This window comes from Mesorhizobium sp. M0317 (genome assembly GCF_040321555.1).
GTDB lineage: Bacteria > Pseudomonadota > Alphaproteobacteria > Rhizobiales > Rhizobiaceae > Mesorhizobium.
In genome coordinates, this window is the sequence record NZ_JAMYRV010000033.1 from 25,161 (window position 1) to 43,148 (window position 17,988).

A 17,988-nucleotide genomic window follows, 5' to 3' on the forward strand; every position below is an offset into this window, starting at 1 on the left:
CATGTCGCAGTTTCTCTCGAAGCATAACTCCGTGCGGCCCACGCGCCGCCGGTTCCTCGTCGGCGCGGGCGTCACCACCGCTGGCCTCGCCGTGGGCTACCGGCTAGTGCTGGCGGCGTCCGACATCGCACAAACGACTACTGCAAAGGTTCAGGCGAACCCCTTCCAGACCTATGTCGAGATCACAAAGGAGAACCGAATCATCATCTACTCCTCGCAGTTCGAGATGGGACAAGGCTCGTATTTCGGCATCGCCACCCTGGTTATGGAAGAGCTCGACGGCGACTGGGCGCAGGTGGACGTGGTCGGCGGATATGGCAATACCGCGCTCTACGGCAATCTCGCCTGGGGCGGGGCCGCACAGGCAACTGGTGGCTCCACGTCGATGAGTTCGTCGTGGGAACGCTACCGCAAGGCGGGTGCTGCCGCACGGGCCTTGCTGGTGGCGGCCGCGGCGCAGCGGTGGGATGTGCCAGCCGGCGAGATCAAAGTCGCTTCCGGGGTCGTGTCGCACGCCTCAGGGATGCAGGCGCGCTACGGTGACCTGGCTGAAGCCGCAGCGGGAATGCCGGTTCCCGACGACGTGCCGCTAAAGCCGCGCGACAAGTGGGCCCAGATCGGATCGGACAGCCTCAAGCGCTACGATTCCGCCGGCAAGACCAACGGCGCGCAGACCTACACGATCGACCTCATGATGGAGGGACTCCAGACGGCCGTTATGATCCATCCGCCGAAGTTCGGCGCCGAGATCGAGAGCTTCGACGCAACCAAGGCCAAGGCACTCGACGGCATTGTCGATGTCGTCCAGACGCCGCGAGGCATTGCCGTGGTTGGCAGGGACACCTGGACGGCGCTCAAGGGCCGCGACCTCGTGGAGGTGACCTGGAACGAGGAGAAGGCCGAAGGGCGTGGCACGGCCGAGATCATGGCCGAATACAACAAGGCAGCAGACGATCTGGGCGCGGCCACCGCGCGCGACGACGGTAACACTCCCGCAGCGTTCGCCAGTGCTGAGAAAATCATCGAGGGGCACTACGAATTCCCCTATCTTGTCCATGCTTCGATCGAGCCACTCAACGCGGCCGCCCGAATCAACGAAGACGGCACCATCGACGTCTGGGGCGGACACCAGATGCCCGACCTTTATCAGGCGGCTGCCGCTCAGGTAGGCGGCACCACGCCGGACAAGGTGAGGCTGCACGTGATGAAGACCGGCGGCAGTTTCGGCCGCCGCGCGGTCTTGGACGCAGATGTCATTATCGAAGCTGTTTCCACAGCGCGTGCACTGGGACGCGGCAAGCCAGTGAAGGTGCAGTGGACCCGCGAGAATGACATGCGGGGTGGGCGGTACCGGCCGGCCTATGTGCACGCAGTCAAGGCGGGGCTCGACAAGAAAGGCAATGTCGTCGCTCTCCATGACCACATCGTGGGCCAATCGGTCTTGGGCGGTTCGACCTCTGCGGCGATGATCAAGAACGGCATCGATCCAACCTCCGTAGAGGGCGCCACCAACCTGCCCTATGCGATCCCGAACCTGAAGGTCGAGCTGACCACCACGGACGTGAACATCCCGGTGCTGTGGTGGCGTTCGGTAGGCTCCACCCACACCGCTTACGCGGTGGAAACCCTGATCGATGAGCTCGCCGCCGCTGCGAACCGTGATCCGGTCGACTTCCGCTTGTCAATGCTCGGTCACCATCCACGGCATGCCGCCGTGCTTAAAGTGGCTGCTGAGAAGGCAGGCTGGGACAAGCCTCTGCCGGAAGGCCGTTTCCGCGGCGTGGCCCTGCATGAAAGCCTCTCGACCTATGTCGCCGATGTGGTGGAGATCACCCTCAACGATGAAAATGGTTTCAAGGTCGACCGCGTCGTCTGCGCGGTAGATTGCGGCACCGCGATAAATCCTGACCAGATTCGCGCTCAGATGGAGGGCGGTATCGGCTTCGGGCTAGGCGCGATCCTCCAGGAGGAGCTGACCCTTAAGGGCGGTGTCGTAGACCAAGAGAACTACGATACCTATACACCGCTCAGGATCGAGCAGATGCCGCGAGTCGAGGTACACATTGTGCCGTCCGAGGAGCCGCCCACGGGAGTTGGTGAGCCAGGTGTGCCGCCGATCGGCCCGGCCGTCGCCAACGCGCTACGGGCGGCGACAGGCAAGACTATCCGCAAGCTGCCGATTATAAAGAACATGTCAGGAATGACACCATGAAACAGCCGCGATGAAGATCGCGCCGTTTTCGAACGCCTCCTGACAGGCGCTCATCTCCATTGGGTCAAATTCCGGCGGCTGCCCGCTCGCATGTGCTGCGGCTACTATTCATAGCGTGGATGACTTTGATCAAAACAATCGATTTCATCACTCTTCCGGAATCGTGCATGGACAAAAAAAGAGCCTCACGCACCAATCACACGCTGCTCTATCGCGTGACGAAAGCTGCCTTAGGAATAATCCAAAGGAGAAAATCTTCGATGCGCCCTGACGTGCAGTGGAGGTCGTGCCGAGAAAGTGAGTTGCAACTGGCCGACAATGTCGGGCGGTGCGACCATGGTCGCTTCGGAGAATGAAATCGGGCCAGTTCACGGGGGCGGTACTGTTATTCGTCGACCGCCGCCCTTCCCAAGAACAGGCGGCATCGCAAGTTGGTTCTGCCGATGAAAACGACAGCGCCGGATATATGTCAGCAGCCGCTCAGGATTGGATGATCCAGCCAAGCTCTCGGCGTGATGGCACCGTAGGTGTCACAGTCGAAGCATCTCATTGATCGTTTTTGAGGCTTTCTTCGATGCCACTGATGCCTGACGGGCGGTCGCAGCTGCAGGCGACAACACGGCCTATTTAGTTGGAAACAGTCGAGGTAGGCCAATCTGGCTTCCCCGTTACTATTTGGAGAAAGAAATGCTGTGTCTAGGAATCAGCGGCGGACTTGACCAAGTCCATGAAAACCGATTCGAGCGTCCGAACGCCTTTATGCACGATGGCGCCGCGGTGCTCGTCCGAGACGGAAAGGTGATAGCCGCCGTAGAAGAGGAACGCCTCAATCGAATCAAGCACTCGAACAAGCTGCCAAGTGGTTCGATTCAATACTGTCTTTCGACGGCCGGGGTTCAGCTCAGCGACATTGATCGTGTCGCGGTCTACGCCAGCGAGACCTACGCCAACGCCATGCTTGAAGGTATGTCCGCTTCCCAACCGGACATTCTCTCCATTCCGTTGGATGCTAAAATGTTGGTGCAGAACCTGTTAGCGCGTGAGTTCGACACTAAGTTGGACAGTTCACGTATTTCATTCGTAGGTCATCATCAGGCGCACGCCGTGAGCGCCTTTGCAATGTCGGGCTTCGAACAAAGTCTCATTCTAGCGATTGATGGCTGTGGTGATTTCCTGTCGGGCCTTGTGGCGGTAGGGTCTGGCACAGAAATTACGCAAATCGAGGCTTTCCCGGAGGACAATTCTCTTGGGCTGTTTTATCTCGAGACGATCCGCTGTCTCGGCTACGGCATGTTCGACGAGTATAAGGTAATGGGACTCGCGCCCTATGGCGACCCCGCTCCCTATCGCGAGCTCTTCGAGCAGTTCTACGAGCTCTCCGCCAACGGTGGCTACCGTGTTCACCTCGACCGCATCGGTCCGGCGTTGCTCCGCAACATCGAGATCAGGCGAAAGGGAATGCCTTTCACCCAGCAGCATCGAGATGTGAGTGCGTCACTGCAGGAAGCGCTTGAGCGGATCGTGTTCCACATTCTCCGGCACCACCGTGAGGCCACCGGCATGAAGCGGTTGTGTCTGGCGGGAGGGGTAGCCCACAACTGCACGATGAACGGCAAGCTGCTGTATTCAGGGCTTTTCGAAGACATCTTCGTGCAACCCGCGTCTCACGACGCTGGCTGCGCATTGGGAGCTGCGCTGATAGTCTCTAACGAGATGGGCCACCCCGCGCCGCGTGAGCGACTGCAGGAGGTCTATTGGGGTCCTGATCTCGGGAGCGACCGCGCCGTGGAACAGGAACTGAACGCATGGGCCGGACATCTCGAGGTTGAACGCTCTGACGACGTAGCGAGCAGTGCAGCCGACTGGATCGCCAACGGCGCCGTGATCGGCTGGGTGCAGGGTCGTTCGGAGTTTGGGCCACGTGCGCTGGGCAACCGCAGCATTCTTGCCGACCCTCGGCCCGCTGCAAACAAGGACCGGATCAATGCCATGGTCAAGAAGCGCGAAGGCTATAGGCCTTTCGCACCATCTGTGCTGGAAGAGGATGCGAGCGAATTTTTCGACCTCCCGGACGGTAAGCACGAATTTCCATTCATGAATTTCGTCGTTCGCGTGCGTGACTCAAAGCGCGCCTTGTTGGGTGCCATTACGCACGTCGACGGTACGGCTCGGCTGCAAACAGTATCGCGCGATGCCAACCCCGCTTACTGGGAGGTCATCAATGCGTTCAAGAAGCGGACAGGCACTCCAATACTGCTCAATACGTCCTTTAACAACAATGCTGAACCGATCGTGGATACGGTTGCAGACGCGATTGCCACATTTTTGACGACAGAGCTGGATGGACTTGTGGTCGGGCCCTTCCTGGTAAAAAAACGGGCTGCAACGCTGCAGGATTGGACTGCGCTTGCGATTTCATTGCCTCCCTCAGTCTCCCTCCATCAAACCCGTGCTTACACAGCGCGAGATCATCAGGAGACTGTCTGCGAGATTATTCCGAACCACTTCAGCATTGACAGTGTGCGAATTTCAAACGACCTGTTTAATCTGCTGATGCGGATTGAGGGCGAAGCCGTGTTAAGCGATCACCTCAATATAATTGCGCCGGATCAGGCTGAGCATGAAGCTCTGATGGAGGACCTGCGAAGACTGTGGGAGCAGCGCCTGGTTCGGCTGCATCCCTCACAAGCTGCTCGGATGGATCCTGGGTCCGATCAAACGCCGGACCAGCCTAATAGGCTATCAATGTGATAGAGATGCCGCTCAAGCTCGGCCAATCAATAGTGTTCATCGACCCCGCCTGCGAGCTCACCGCTGTGATTAGGGGGGTCGAGGTCGCCCTGGTCAGTATGCTTAGGAATGCTATTGAATGGGTCGTGTGCTAGCGTTCTCTACTCGCCTCTGGCAACGGGCTCCTTTGCGCTTTTTGATGCGGCCCCTGCCGGCTCAGGGTTCTCTCCCTGGTCGATCGCAATGATCGCCGCATGTTTGCGTTAGAACGGGTGGGGTCGAAGTTGGTATTCGCGCTTCCGTTGGCCGCATACCCTTCCGTTGGCCGCATATCAGGGGGCGACCTCATCTGCGCAGCTCCTCAGGTTGCGGCAGCGGCGTGGCTGCCTCCCGCCTCCGCCGATGCTTCAGAGCCGGCGCCTATCTCTGTCACGCTCCTGCAGCTCGCTTCGACAATGGGTTGATCTGAGGCCCGGCCGCAAGCTCGCCGGAGACGACTTCCTCGGCACCGCGGGCGACCGATCTTCTTGCCGAATATGCCTTAAGAAGCCCAGGCATCTGTTCTCGATTTTGCCTACTAGGCTGACGAGAAGGTCACGTGCCGACAGCAGCACCCGCACGACACAGGTGCCGTGGCTCTTGATGCGAACCTGCTTAAACCATCCGGTCCGTCCGATCTGAGCAAGGCCCGCCGCTCGTGGCGGCCCGATTTGTCCGGCATCATCGAGAGGGCGGCGCTTGACACGATCGGAAGTCCGCGCTTCCTTAACTCATTCCAGAGCCAGATCGCAAGCGGTCACGGCTCCATGCCGATCCGCTCCGTCTCCGCAGCTCCACAGTCCCGCCCGTATCTCCCAGTCGCGCCCGGGTAGCCATTGCGCTGCAAGGCGGGTCTGATCGCTACGGCGGCGCCGCCACCATCTCAATCAGTCGATTCGGCGACAAAGCCAATCATCTCCTGTAAGAGAAGTGCTTTCGGGCAAGTTCCGCAGGTTCAAGGAGATCGTTGACGGCGCCGCACTTGGAGCTGCGTCGAGCGCATGTTCGAGCTTGCCGCCCAAGGTACGTGGCATCGAAACGCGTGCGATTGCGCCTCATTCAAAACCGCTGCGCGGCTGGTCGCCGACATACGAGGGGGCGCAGGCGCCTGAAACGAACCCGTCGGTCACGACGGAGCAATCCTGCCGCCTGACCAGGCGCGTGGAAAAGTATCACAACGGTGACCACAGCGTCGCTTCAGGCCGTCAAAAGCTATTGCCGTGCGTCAAGGCGGGCTAGGTGACCCGTCGGAAGCCGGCACCAGCGGCTTTGTCGGGACAAGACACATGCTATTGGGATTTGGCCGCCGCAGCCGCGAGCATCGCTTCTCCTATCCCATTGACGCCTTGGGCATTCAGCATTTCACCAGCGTTCTTAATATCGCGTACCTCTTTGTTCTGGCTGAGTTTTGATTTCCCAACCAGGCCGGTGATCTCGATCTCCAGAGCGACGATCGCCTTAACCATCGAGTCTATGAAGTCCCTCGGCGCGTCGCCCATCTTCCACGGGGCAGGCTGCGAGGCTTCTTGCATATGAGTGAGCTTCGCCACGTTACGGCGCACATATCGCTCATCATCCCGGACAGTGATGCGTCCGTGGGCGTGGACGACGAGATAGTTCCACGTCGGCACCTGCTTGTGGAATTCATGCTTGCTTGGATACCAGTTCGGCGAGATGTAAGCGTCGGCAGCACGGAAGATAACGAGGACTTCATCGCCATTGACGACTTCCTGCCAGACTGGATTCTTGCGGGCAACATGGCAATTGAGAACGCCCTTGTCTCCCTTCGAGCGGTCAAGCTCAAAGGGGACGTGGTTCGCGTCGAGGATGCCTTTGCTGTGGGTGACTAGGATACCGAGCGGGTGTCTCTCGATAAGTTCGAACAGAGCGTTCTGATCGGGAACGGCAAAATGGGGCGGAACGTACAACGGTATTTCTCCTGTCGTGAGTGGCGGCTGTTAGTGATCGGCGAAATCTTACGGAACGGGCCCGGGCATCTTCGTTGCGGTCGACGAGCGCCCCGCATCTCGCTGTCCACCACGCTCAAGGACGGCCATCGAGAAGTGGGCGGGCACATCAGATACCGCCGCGTATGTGTGCGGTTGGTCAGTGACAAGCCGCGCACTCTCGCCCTGGCTCAAAATTACTGCATGGGTACCCACCACGACACTCAGGGATCCCTGAGTCACCGAGATCAGTTCACGCGTATCCGGACTATGAGCATCCGCGGAAAACACGTCGCCCGGCATAATGACCCAGCTCCACAATTCGAACATCGTACGTCCCGAGGTCGATGAATGAAGTTGTGCAAAGCTTCCTTTGGCGCTTGTCCAAAGTGTCCTTGTCTCTGTCCGCTCAATAGGAAGGCGAACTGTAGAAGCATCGTCATTCAGCAAATCGGCCACGGAGAGCGAAAACGCCGCCGCCAGTCGGCAAAGTATGCCGATGCTGGGGTTCGCCTTGCCTTGCTCCAGCGAGACGACGGTTCCCTTGGACAACCCGCTCAGTTTTGCCAGTCGATCCAGGGTCAGATTTTGGTCGCGCCTCAAGTCTCGGGTTCGAACCGCTATCGCTTTGCCAAGCACCTGCTCGGAATCCATCGCTGTCGTAACATCGGTCATTATATTGACTTAGTGTCTCGGCTCACCTATTGCGGTCAATATAATGACCGACGCGAATTTGCAACTGCGCAGGTTTCAAGTAAGCTTCTTGCTACGGTTGCAGCGTCTGCCGCTTCGGTGACATCGGTTGGTGTGGTCGCGGCTCATGCCGCCGATGCACAGGTAACCGATCCTGCAGTGGTCGATTCCCGCATCAAGATTGCCTTCGAAGGCGCGGTCTATCAATCCAACGTCGACAAGCTTGGCGATACCAGCGACAAGCTCGGCAGTGGCAATGATTTCGGCGATCTCTACGGATCAGTGGCGCTCACCAAAGCGATTTCTTCGGATGTGGACTGGAGGCTCGCTGGTACTTTTCACGCCGGCCAGGACAACGACTTTAGTCTGAATGTCCCGCAAAGTGGCGGCGTCATCGGCCTGTCGTTCGGCAACAGCTACAATTTCCAGACGCTCGACTTCGATATCGGCAAGCATGTCGAGGCGCAGGGCGCCGACATCCGGTTCTTCGGCGGTCTGCGCTTGCTGCACTCCAAGGAGAAGCTGAATTTCAATGTGAGCGCCACTCCCAATGATCCGGCCGACAAGGGCGGCAACGCTGACAAGCTTGGCTCATCCGAGTTCTACGGCATCGGTCCGCGCCTCGGCGCCGAAGTCTACTATCCGCTGGGTGAGACGTGGGGTCTTACCGGTGCGGTTTCGGGCTCGGCTATGTGGGGCCGACGGACGGACAAGTTTAGCCTCCACGAACATGAGAGCGATCCAAGCGATCCTACTCCTGATCCAGATATCAACGTCAGCGAAAGCCAGCATTCCAACAAGGTTGTTACCAGCATAGACCTTTCCGGTGGCGTGACTTTCAAACCGTGGGAAAATACCACGTTCACCGCAGGCTATCGGGTCGAACAGTGGCACAATCTGCTTGAGATGGCGGACAAGAGCACCCAGACATTCAACGGCCCGTTCCTGCGGCTCGAAGTCAAGATGTAGGCCGGCGGTTCGAGCCTCCCAACTCGGACTACTGCTTCGAATGGATTGCAATTGACGGAACAGGAAGTGGCGTTTGAATCTAGGGTTGCCGTCAATGGCAACGTCAAACTGCACTACACAGCGGCGGGCTCAGGCCCGCCGATTGTGTTTCTGCATGGCATTCCGGATCACGGAATGGGCTGGCGCCGGCAGATGCAAGCGCTCTGCGACCGATATCGGGTGATCGCGCCGGACCTGAGGGGCTTCGGACAAAGCGATGGACCACAAGGCCATGGCAACTATGCGCTGACCCACCTGGTCAACGACGTGCTGGCTGTTCTTGCAGCGGAAAAGCTGACCCAGGCCGCTATTGTCGGCCATGACTGGGGTGGCATCATCGCATGGTGGCTGGCCGTACGCGTGCCGCAGGTCGTGCGCCATCTCATCCTGCTGTCGGCACCGCACCCCCGCAACTATCTGCGTGCGGTCGCCGATCCGGCCAATGCCGAGATCATCGGATATGTACGTGGCTTCCAGGTCCCGGGCGCCACCCAGATGCTGGACATCGACAAACTCGCCACCTGGGTCGCCGATCCGCAGGACAGGCAGGCCCTGACAGATTCGCTCAGGCGATCCGATCCGGAAGCGATGCTGGGCTACTACAGGGCCAACATACCGCTTGGCAGGGTGCCGGATCTGGGCCAGCTGCCTTTGGTCAAGGCGCCGACCCTTGTGCTGTTTGGCTCCGACGATCCCTATGTGCCGTCAAGCGCTTTTGACGGGACCTTCCGAGAAGTCGACAACGTTACCGCCGTGATTGCTTTGCCCGGGGCTGGCCACTTCATCCACCATCAAGCAGCCAAGTTTGTCACCGAGCAGATCGAAGCATGGGTTGAGCGATCACCGTCCAGTTTCCGACACCTTGGTTAAGCCAAGGTGTCTCAGACCGCCTGAGCAATATAGAGGCCACGTGCTATTTGACCCTAATTCGCCGGCAGCGGTCCGAAGCGAATGCGAAAACGCCGGTTTTCGCGGCCCTTCTTCTCGATCTTGCCGATATGGATCTCGCCGACTTCGCCGGTGCTTTTGACATGGGTGCCGCCGCAGGGCTGGCTGTCGATCGAAGCGTTGTCGCCGATGCAGACCAGGCGGATCTTGCCGGTGCCCGCGGGCGGCCGGACATTCTTGGATTTCACCAGGCCAGGATTGGCTGCCAGTTCCTCGTCGGTGATCAGCCTGACTAAGATCGGATGATCGGCTCGCACCAGTTCCATCAGCCCGGCGGTGACGTCTTCCCTGGTGAAGCCGGCATCGGGAGCGTCGAAGTCGACGCGGCTGTCATCTTCGGAAACCGCAGCACCGGTAATCGGAAACGGACAGACGACGGTGAGCAAATGGCAAGCTGCGTGCATGCGCATCAGGAGATGCCGCCGCTCCCAGTCGATGGCGAGTTTCACCCGCTCACCGACCTCGGGTGCCGGCTGCTCCGGCGCCGGCACATGGATGATCTCGTCCTTGGTCTCGCCGGTGATGGTGGCGGCAATGGCGATGCGGCTGCCGTCGGCGCGCTCTAATGTTCCGGTATCGCCAGGCTGGCCGCCCGATGTGGCATAGAAGATGGTCCGGTCGAGAATGATGCCGCCGCGCTCGTTGATGGCGACAACAGTGGCGTCAGCCGCTCTGAGATAGGCGTCGTCGCGAAACAGCGCTTCTGTTCTGTGCGCCATCAGGCGACCTTCTCATACGGCACCGGAATTGTGCTGCGCTCATCCATCCAGCCCGGCACCGGCAGGTTCTTCTCGCGCAGGAATTCCGGGTTGAACAGCTTCGACTGGTAGCGCGTGCCATAGTCGGCAAGGATGGTCACGATGGTGTGGCCGGGGCCAAGCTCGCGCGCCAGCCGTATCGCGCCGGCAATGTTGATGCCGGTCGAACCGCCGACGCACAGGCCTTCTTCCTGGATCAGGTCGAAGACGATCGGCAGCGCTTCCTCGTCCGGCACCTGGAACGAGAAGTCGGGCGTGAACCCATCGAGATTTGCCGTGATGCGCCCCTGCCCTATCCCTTCGGTGATCGAGCTGCCGTCGGACTTCAATTCGCCACTGGTGTAGAAGGAATAGAGCGCCGCACCCAGCGGATCGGCGAGCGCGATCTTGACGTTGCTGCTCCTGGCCTTCAGCCCGAAGGCGACGCCGGCCAGCGTTCCGCCCGAACCCACCGCCGAGACGAAACCGTCGACCTTGCCGCCGGTCTGCGTCCAGATTTCTTCCGCCGTGGTGCGGATATGGCCGTCGCGATTGGCAACGTTGTCGAACTGGTTGGCCCAGATCGCGCCGTTCGGCTCCGACCTCGCCATCTGCTCGGCCAACCGCCCCGACAGTTTCACGTAATTGTTGGGGTTCTTGTAAGGCACCGCCGGCACTTCGATCAGCTCGGCGCCAAGCAGCTTGATCGTGTCCTTCTTTTCCTGGCTCTGGGTGTCGGGAATGACGATCACTGTGCGATAGCCCAGCGCCTTGGCGACCAGCGTCAGGCCGATGCCGGTATTGCCTGCCGTGCCCTCGACGATGACGCCGCCCGGCTTCAACAGCCCGCGCTGTTCGGCGTCGCGGATTATGAACAGGCCGGCGCGATCCTTGACCGACTGGCCGGGGTTCATGAACTCGGCCTTGCCCAGGATCTCGCAGCCGGTCTGCTCCGAGGCCTTGTTGAGGCGGATCAGGGGCGTGTTGCCGATCGCTTCGATCACAGAACGGGGCATCCGGGATTCCTTATGTAGCTGCGGCGAGACCCTAGAAACCCGAAGCGTGCGTTTCAAGGCAAGAATTCGCCTGGTCCAGTCGCATTTCGGGCACTGCAATCTCCCGCGGCCGGACAACGCGCGATGACGATCATTTCAACCAGTACGGAAAAGCGCTCTTTTCATTCGATTTTTTCACCGCTAGAGCACTAATGACAGATCGGCAGGGCGCAGAATGACACTTTACCGGGCCAACCCGAAGCACGGCGTCGCCTGGATAACCGGCGGCAGCAGCGGCATCGGCCGTGCGCTGGCCAAGGACCTCGCGGCAAAGGGCTTTGTCGTCGCGGTCACCGCACTCGACGGCGACCCACTCGACGCGCTCATCGTCGAGACGGCGCAGATGCCGGGACGTGTCGTGGCCTACCCTTGCGACGTCATCGATGAGCCGCGCATGGCAAGCACGGTGGCGGCGATTGAAAAGGAGCTCGGGCCGATCGTGCTCGCCGTCTTCAACGCCGGCAACTACATCGCCACGCCCGGCGAAGACCTCAGGGTCCGCGACTTTCGCCAGACCTTCGAGGTCAACTATTTCGGTATCATCAATGGCCTCGTCCCGCTCATGGAGCGCATGCGCATCCGTGCGCGCGGCCATATCGTGCTTGTCGGATCGGTTACCGCCTATTTCGGCTGGCCGACCACGGCGGCCTATGGCGGCTCGAAGGCGGCGATCAACATCTTGGCCGAGTCGCTGAAATACGATTTCGACAAGATGAATGTCCGGATCCAAGTGATGAATCCGGGCTTCATCGACACCCCGCTGACGGAAAAGAACATGCTGCCGATGCCGGGGCTGATGCCGGTCAACCGCGCCTCGCGCCGCCTGCTGCGCGGCATCGAGCATGGCGGCTTTGAGGTTACCTTCCCTCACCGGCTGAGCTGGGGGCTGAAGCTGCTGGCACTGCTGCCAAGGCCAGTCTGCCGGTGGTTCATCAGCACGGCGACCCGCTGGACAGGGCGGCCGCTGAATTTCGACCGCAAGCCGCCGAACGAATAGCTGTCCACAGCCCCGGCTGTTGCCTGACTGCACCGGCCGTCATAGCTTTAGAATTGTCGTGGAGTCTGAGATGGGGCGGCGGATCGTGCTTGCGGTGCTGGGCGTCGTCATCATCCTTGTCCTGGCCTTCCTGCTTGGTCCGCGCGTTCCCGTCGACACAACAATCAGCTTCGACCCCAAGGTGATCGGCGACGATCCGCAAGCATATATCGCGCGTGAAGAGGCTGCCGTGCCCAACGTCCGCGACGGGCTCGAGAAAGAAATCATCTGGGCCGATCCGATGGTTCACGCCAGGACGCCATTGGCGATCGTCTATATCCATGGCTTTTCGGCATCGAAGGGCGAGGTTCGCCCGCTGGCCGACGAGGTCGCCGACCAACTCGACGCCAACCTTTTCTACACCCGCCTCACCGGTCATGGGCAGGACGGCGCCTCGATGGCGCAAGGCAGCGTCAATGCCTGGATCAACGACTATGAGGAGGCGCTCGCCATCGGCCGGGCCATCGGCGACAAGGTGATCCTCATCGGCACCTCGACCGGTGGATCGCTGGCGGCATGGGCGGCGACTGAGCCTGGCGCATCGGACGGCGTCGCTGCAATCGCATTCATCTCGCCGAATTTCGGCGTCAGGGCTGCAGGCGCCGAGCTGCTGACCATGCCCTGGGGCAGGCAGATCGCCGAGTTCGTCGGCGGCAAGGAGCGCAGCTTTCCGACCCGCAACGCGCTGCACGAGAAACTCTGGACGCACACATATCCAATGGCAGCCGTGCTACCGATGGCGGCGCTGACCAACCTTGCCTACGCAGCGCCTGTGGAGAAGGCAACCATACCGGCGCTGTTCATCTTCTCGGATTCCGACAAGGTGGTGCGCCAGGATCGCACCCGCGAAATCGCCGGCCGCTGGGGCGCACCGCATGAACTGGTGCCCGTCGACGACAATGGCGATCCCGACAACCACGTCATTGCCGGCGACGCGCTGTCGCCCTCGACCACGGCATTCCTGGCGCAGCGGATCGTCGTGTGGGTTCAGGCAATTGCCGGGCAGCCCTAAACGAAAAAGGACGGCCGAAGCATTGCCCCGGCCGTCCTCATATTCAATCGTCAGCAATCAAGCCAGGCTCGACGAGCCTGACCGGTTCGTCTGATCAGGCAGCCCGCGCCGCGGGCCGCTTGCCGCCGAAGCGGCGCTTGTTGTTGCCCTTGAAGGCCTTGGCGCCTTCCGGCTTGCGCTCGCTTGCACCCGCAAAGGCCGGCTTGTCACCAAAACGCTTCTTGGCGAAGCCGTTGTTCTGGCCACCGGGCCGCCTGCCGTCGCGACGGCCATTGCGGTCGTTGCGATCATTGGCGGGCTCGAAGCGCTCGTTCTTTTCGGCCGGATTGCGCACCGGATCCGGGCTGCCGAGATGGTCGGCAACGATCGGCAGCTTGCTGCGGATGATGCGCTCGACCTGACGCAGCTTGCTGTTTTCGGAAGGATCGCAAAGCGTGATGGCGATGCCGTCCATGCCGTTACGGCCGGTACGGCCGATGCGGTGGACATAGCTTTCGGCCTCATCCGGCAGGTCGAAATTCACCACATGGCTGATGCCGGGGACGTCGATGCCGCGCGCCGCGATATCGGTCGCCACGAGAATGCGCACCGAGCCCTCGCGGAAATCGTTGAGCGCCTTCTGGCGGGCGTTCTGCGACTTGTTGCCGTGGATGACGGCGGCCTTGAAGCCGTCGCGTTCGAGGTCCTTGGTCACCCGGTCGGCGCCATGTTTGGTGCGCGAGAAGATGATGACGGACTTCATCGCTTCGTCGGCGAGCATCGTCGACAGCACCTGGCGCTTCTGCTTGGTGCGGGCAAAGACAACGCCCTGCACGATTTCGGCAGCAGCGGTGCTCTGCGGCGCGACTTCGACGCGGATCGGGTTCTTCAACAGGCCCTTCGCCAGTTCGGCGATTTCATTGGGCATGGTGGCCGAGAACAGCACAGTCTGACGGTCGGGCGCGGTCGCCTTGGCGATCCGCTTGACGTCGTTGATGAAGCCCATGTCGAGCATGCGGTCGCCCTCGTCGAGCACCAGCCATTTGGTGTCGGAGAGGATGAGGTCGCCCTCGCGCACCAGGTCGGTCAGGCGGCCGGGCGTGGCGATCAGGATGTCGACGCCGGGCGCAACCTTCTTCACCTGGCTGAAGCGCGAGACGCCGCCAAGCACGAGAGCGGTTGAGACATGCGCGCCCTTGGCGAGGATCTTGATGGTGTCCTCGATCTGGACGGCGAGTTCGCGCGTCGGCGCCAGGATCAGCGCACGGGTGGTCTTGGCCCGGCGCTTGGTGCCGAGCGCGATGATCTTCGACAGGATCGGCAGCGCGAAGGCCGCGGTCTTGCCGGAGCCGGTCTGGGCGATGCCGAAGATATCACGGCCTTCCATCTGCGGCGGGATCGCCTGCGTCTGGATCGGCTTCGGCTCGGTGAAGCCGGCGCCATGCGTCGCCTTGAGCAGCGCGCCGGTGATCCCAAGAGCTGCGAAACCGGTAAGGTCCGCAGTGGTGCCGGTCGAGATTGCGTTACCGGCTGAGGTGTTTTCGTTGGTCAAAATAGTCTTCTTTCACGCGGTCTTGGCCGCAAACATCAATGGCGGCAGGGCGCAACCTGCCGTCGAAAAATTTGATATGAAACGACAAGGCGGGCGGACGGTAACGTCCACTCGGCTGCGCTGTCGTGCCCGCAGGCGTCATGCCACGGGGCTCTTTCGCCACTTCGTGATGTATCGGAAAGAGAGGCCGATATACCGGAAAGAGGGAAAACAGACGCAACCAGTCTCATTTGTCGAGAAGGCCGGAATCTCCGGCCCAAGCGCCTATGGGCTGCATATGGCTGAGTTCGCTCCGGAATGCAAGGGGCCACATGTTGCAGCGCAATAATCGAGGCCGAAAGCGGCGCTTGCACACGCCTGCAGGCATCATTACCACAAATGCAGCTGCCATTTCTGGAGACCGAGCGATGAAGGACGTGCTGAAGGAACTCGAGCGCCGCCGCGAGATCGCCCGCATGGGTGGCGGCCAGGCCCGCATCGACGCCCAGCACAAGAAGGGCAAGCTGACGGCGCGCGAACGTATCCAGGTCTTTCTCGACGAAGGCTCGTTCGAGGAGTTCGACATGTATGTCGAGCATCGCTCGACCGACTTCGGCATGGAGAAAACCAAGATCGCCGGCGATGGTGTCGTCACCGGCTGGGGCACCGTCAATGGCCGTCCGGTCTATCTCTTCGCCAAGGACTTTACCGTCTTCGGCGGCTCGCTGTCGGAGGCGCACGCCGAAAAGGTCATCAAGGTGCAGGAGATGGCGCTGCGTAATCGCGCGCCGATCATCGGCCTCTACGACGCCGGCGGCGCCCGCATCCAGGAAGGCGTGGCGGCGCTAGGCGGCTATGCCGAGATCTTTCAGCGCAACGTGCTCGCATCCGGCGTCATTCCTCAGATTTCCGTGATCATGGGCCCGTGCGCCGGCGGCGACGTCTATTCGCCTGCGATGACCGACTTCATCTTCATGGTGCGCGACACCTCTTATATGTTCGTCACCGGGCCGGATGTGGTGAAGACCGTCACCAACGAGACGGTGACCGCCGAGAGCCTTGGCGGCGCGTCCATCCACACGACGAAATCCTCGATCGCCGACGGCGCCTACGACAATGACGTCGAGGCGCTGTTGCAGATGCGTCGGCTGGTCGATCTGCTGCCGGCGTCCAACACGTCGGAGCTTCCGGAGGTCGAATGCTACCAGTCGGTCACCGACCATGATCTGTCGCTCGACCGGCTGATCCCGGACAACGCCAACAAGCCTTACGACATCAAGGAGCTGATCCTCAAAGTTGCCGATGAAGGCGATTTCTTCGAGATCCAGCAGAACTTTGCCAAGAACATCGTCACCGGTTTCGGCCGCGTCGAAGGCCGCACCGTCGGCTTCGTCGCCAACCAGCCGATGGTGCTGGCCGGCGTGCTCGATTCCGACGCAAGCCGCAAGGCGGCGCGCTTCGTGCGCTTCTGCGACTGTTTTTCCATTCCCATCGTCACCTTCGTCGACGTCCCCGGCTTCCTGCCCGGCACCGCGCAGGAATATGGCGGCCTGATCAAGCATGGCGCGAAACTCCTGTTTGCCTACGCCGAGGCGACCGTGCCGAAAATCACCGTCATCGCCCGAAAAGCCTATGGCGGCGCCTATGACGTGATGGCCTCAAAACATCTGCGCGGCGATATGAACTATGCCTGGCCGACGGCGCAGATCGCGGTGATGGGGGCGAGAGGCGCGGTCGAGATCATCTACCGTAAGGATATCGGCGACGCCGAAAAGCTCGCAGCCCACACAAAGGCTTACGAAGACCGCTTCCTGTCGCCCTTCGTCGCCGCCGAACGCGGCTATGTCGACGAGGTGATCATGCCGCATTCGACCCGCCGCCGCATTGCCCGCGCGCTCAGGATGCTGCGCAACAAGGACATGCAGAACCCCTGGAAGAAGCACGACAACATCCCGTTGTAACATCCAATGTCGCGACTGATCATCAGCGCCGGTCGGCGGTTTGGCAGGTTCACGGTCCTGTTTTTCGTTGTTCCCGCCCTCGTCATCTTCTGCGTCTGGATGTCCCTGCTCGACAACCATCCGATCTGGTTTATCGCCAGCGGCTTTGTCGTCATGCCGATCGCCACCACGGCCTTGGCATTTCTGTTCGGCACATTGTTTGCGGGCTTCCGACGCAGCAAGATCAAAGGCGTCAGTGAAGCAGAAGCGCCCGGCCTGTGGGCGCTGTGGCGGAGCATCGCCGGACCGCGCCGTGCTGCGCGCACGGTTGTCATACTAGAGGGCAACCTGAACGCCAGCGTGCGCGAAGAGCGCACGCTTCTCGGCCTTCTCGGCAATCGGCTGTTTCTAACCATTGGCATCCCTCTCCTCGCAGTGACCGATGAAAGAGCGCTTGCCGCGATCCTTGCCCATGAGGACGCGCATGTGCGCAACAAGGATACCAATGGCAGCCTCAATCTCGCTGAGTTCGAAAACGGTTTCGGATTTGTCTTCGAGTATGCCCCGCCCGGAACCACGATCACAGGCAGCCTGCTCCACGCCGCTATCGGCTGGCTGTCGCAATCGTTCGAGCGGGAAGAAATCCGGCTTTCGCGCGAAGCGGAGATCAAGGCAGATCGACACGCGGCATCCTCCGGCGACGCCGAGCACGCCGCACGCGCGCTGTTGCTTCTTGCCACGGCAGACGTGCATTTCACGGAGACGGTCTATGACCCTTTGCAGCATGAATTGCGAGGTGCTTTGCGTCCGCCGCGACCGCCGCTCGAGCGCATGCTGGAAGCTGCCGGCCAGCTGCGAGAACCCATTTGCCTCGATGTTTGCGCCCGCAAGGCGTGGGCAAGCCCGGATGACGCAAAGTCCACCCATCCATCATGGGCTCAACGGCTGGCGGCGCTTGGCTATACGGAGCCGCCCGACCTGGACCCGATCGCCGTGACCGCGCTCTCGACGCTGCTGAACTCGAGCGTAGCACAGCGCCACATTTCGGAATTCGACACCAAATGGACTGCGCGGATGGAAGACTATCTCCAGCGCTGAACTGGTGGTCGCCCAACTCGCAGG

13 protein-coding genes are annotated in these 17,988 nt (G+C 60.8%); 8 read left to right on the forward strand and 5 right to left on the reverse strand.

All coding sequences use genetic code 11. The features are described 5' to 3' along the window. The first annotated feature begins 1 nt into the window (after position 1). Together NKI88_RS21455 and NKI88_RS21460 are read left to right on the forward strand one after the other, a co-directional pair. Positions 2 to 2,212: a xanthine dehydrogenase family protein molybdopterin-binding subunit gene (locus NKI88_RS21455; RefSeq protein ID WP_352447872.1), complete on the forward strand. Its 2,211-nt coding sequence runs from the start codon at positions 2 to 4 to the stop codon at positions 2,210 to 2,212. Between the two features lie 687 nt (positions 2,213 to 2,899). Next, positions 2,900 to 4,963: a carbamoyltransferase family protein gene (locus tag NKI88_RS21460; RefSeq protein ID WP_352657078.1), complete on the forward strand. Its 2,064-nt coding sequence runs from the start codon at positions 2,900 to 2,902 to the stop codon at positions 4,961 to 4,963. A 1,307-nt stretch (positions 4,964 to 6,270) separates the two neighbouring features. Here NKI88_RS21460 and NKI88_RS21465 read toward each other — a convergent pair. Both NKI88_RS21465 and NKI88_RS21470 read right to left on the reverse strand, forming a co-directional pair. Next, on the reverse strand, positions 6,271 to 6,909 hold the full coding sequence (locus NKI88_RS21465) for an FMN-binding negative transcriptional regulator (RefSeq protein WP_352447874.1): 639 nt from the start codon (positions 6,907 to 6,909) through the stop codon (positions 6,271 to 6,273). Between the two features lie 48 nt (positions 6,910 to 6,957). Next, complete coding sequence (locus NKI88_RS21470; RefSeq protein WP_352447875.1) at positions 6,958 to 7,602, reverse strand: helix-turn-helix domain-containing protein; 645 nt, start codon at positions 7,600 to 7,602, stop codon at positions 6,958 to 6,960. A gap of 12 nt (positions 7,603 to 7,614) precedes the next feature. Between NKI88_RS21470 and NKI88_RS21475 the strand changes: the two genes are divergently transcribed. Both NKI88_RS21475 and NKI88_RS21480 read left to right on the forward strand, forming a co-directional pair. After that, positions 7,615 to 8,589, forward strand: coding sequence for an Lpg1974 family pore-forming outer membrane protein (locus NKI88_RS21475; RefSeq protein WP_352657080.1), 975 nt, complete (start codon positions 7,615 to 7,617; stop codon positions 8,587 to 8,589). A gap of 51 nt (positions 8,590 to 8,640) precedes the next feature. Continuing rightward, on the forward strand, positions 8,641 to 9,498 hold the full coding sequence (locus tag NKI88_RS21480) for an alpha/beta fold hydrolase (RefSeq protein WP_023708490.1): 858 nt from the start codon (positions 8,641 to 8,643) through the stop codon (positions 9,496 to 9,498). Positions 9,499 to 9,551: 53 nt separating this feature from the next. On the opposite strand, the gene NKI88_RS21485 is transcribed toward NKI88_RS21480, so the two are convergent. Next, positions 9,552 to 10,295 (reverse strand): alanyl-tRNA editing protein, encoded by a 744-nt coding sequence (locus NKI88_RS21485; RefSeq protein ID WP_352657083.1) that lies wholly within the window; start codon positions 10,293 to 10,295, stop codon positions 9,552 to 9,554. Then, positions 10,295 to 11,329: a cysteine synthase A gene (locus tag NKI88_RS21490; protein WP_023672785.1), complete on the reverse strand. Its 1,035-nt coding sequence runs from the start codon at positions 11,327 to 11,329 to the stop codon at positions 10,295 to 10,297. The genes NKI88_RS21485 and NKI88_RS21490 overlap by 1 nt, the downstream gene beginning before the upstream one ends. 214 nt (positions 11,330 to 11,543) lie before the next feature. On the opposite strand from NKI88_RS21490, the gene NKI88_RS21495 reads away from it, so the two are divergent. Further along, entirely contained in the window at positions 11,544 to 12,365 is an 822-nt protein-coding gene (locus NKI88_RS21495; protein WP_023743035.1) for an SDR family oxidoreductase, read from the forward strand. Positions 12,366 to 12,435: 70 nt separating this feature from the next. Beyond that, a complete protein-coding gene (locus NKI88_RS21500; protein ID WP_352657086.1) occupies positions 12,436 to 13,416 on the forward strand; it encodes an alpha/beta hydrolase in 981 nt (326 codons plus the stop codon). Positions 13,417 to 13,510: 94 nt separating this feature from the next. Here the strand turns inward: NKI88_RS21500 and NKI88_RS21505 are convergent, their stop codons facing one another. Then, the gene (locus NKI88_RS21505; protein WP_023672782.1) at positions 13,511 to 14,947 is read right to left on the reverse strand and encodes a DEAD/DEAH box helicase; all 1,437 of its coding nucleotides are present in this window, start codon (positions 14,945 to 14,947) and stop codon (positions 13,511 to 13,513) included. Positions 14,948 to 15,354: 407 nt separating this feature from the next. Between NKI88_RS21505 and NKI88_RS21510 the strand changes: the two genes are divergently transcribed. Next, positions 15,355 to 16,887: an acyl-CoA carboxylase subunit beta gene (locus tag NKI88_RS21510; RefSeq protein WP_352657088.1), complete on the forward strand. Its 1,533-nt coding sequence runs from the start codon at positions 15,355 to 15,357 to the stop codon at positions 16,885 to 16,887. Between the two features lie 153 nt (positions 16,888 to 17,040). Beyond that, a complete protein-coding gene (locus NKI88_RS21515) occupies positions 17,041 to 17,964 on the forward strand; it encodes a M48 family metallopeptidase (protein ID WP_352657091.1) in 924 nt (307 codons plus the stop codon). The last annotated feature ends 24 nt before the right edge of the window (positions 17,965 to 17,988 follow it).

What these genes read in the sequence shown, in the direction of transcription:
- NKI88_RS21470 (WP_352447875.1), bottom strand. Translation starts at nt 7,602, where the DNA reads ATGACCGATGTTACGACAGCGATGGATTCCGAGCAGGTGCTTGGCAAA.
- NKI88_RS21510 (WP_352657088.1), top strand. Translation starts at nt 15,355, where the DNA reads ATGAAGGACGTGCTGAAGGAACTCGAGCGCCGCCGCGAGATCGCCCGC.
- NKI88_RS21490 (WP_023672785.1), bottom strand. Translation starts at nt 11,329, where the DNA reads ATGCCCCGTTCTGTGATCGAAGCGATCGGCAACACGCCCCTGATCCGC.
- NKI88_RS21495 (WP_023743035.1), top strand. Translation starts at nt 11,544, where the DNA reads ATGACACTTTACCGGGCCAACCCGAAGCACGGCGTCGCCTGGATAACC.
- NKI88_RS21515 (WP_352657091.1), top strand. Translation starts at nt 17,041, where the DNA reads ATGCCGATCGCCACCACGGCCTTGGCATTTCTGTTCGGCACATTGTTT.
- NKI88_RS21500 (WP_352657086.1), top strand. Translation starts at nt 12,436, where the DNA reads ATGGGGCGGCGGATCGTGCTTGCGGTGCTGGGCGTCGTCATCATCCTT.
- NKI88_RS21485 (WP_352657083.1), bottom strand. Translation starts at nt 10,295, where the DNA reads ATGGCGCACAGAACAGAAGCGCTGTTTCGCGACGACGCCTATCTCAGA.
- NKI88_RS21455 (WP_352447872.1), top strand. Translation starts at nt 2, where the DNA reads ATGTCGCAGTTTCTCTCGAAGCATAACTCCGTGCGGCCCACGCGCCGC.
- NKI88_RS21460 (WP_352657078.1), top strand. Translation starts at nt 2,900, where the DNA reads ATGCTGTGTCTAGGAATCAGCGGCGGACTTGACCAAGTCCATGAAAAC.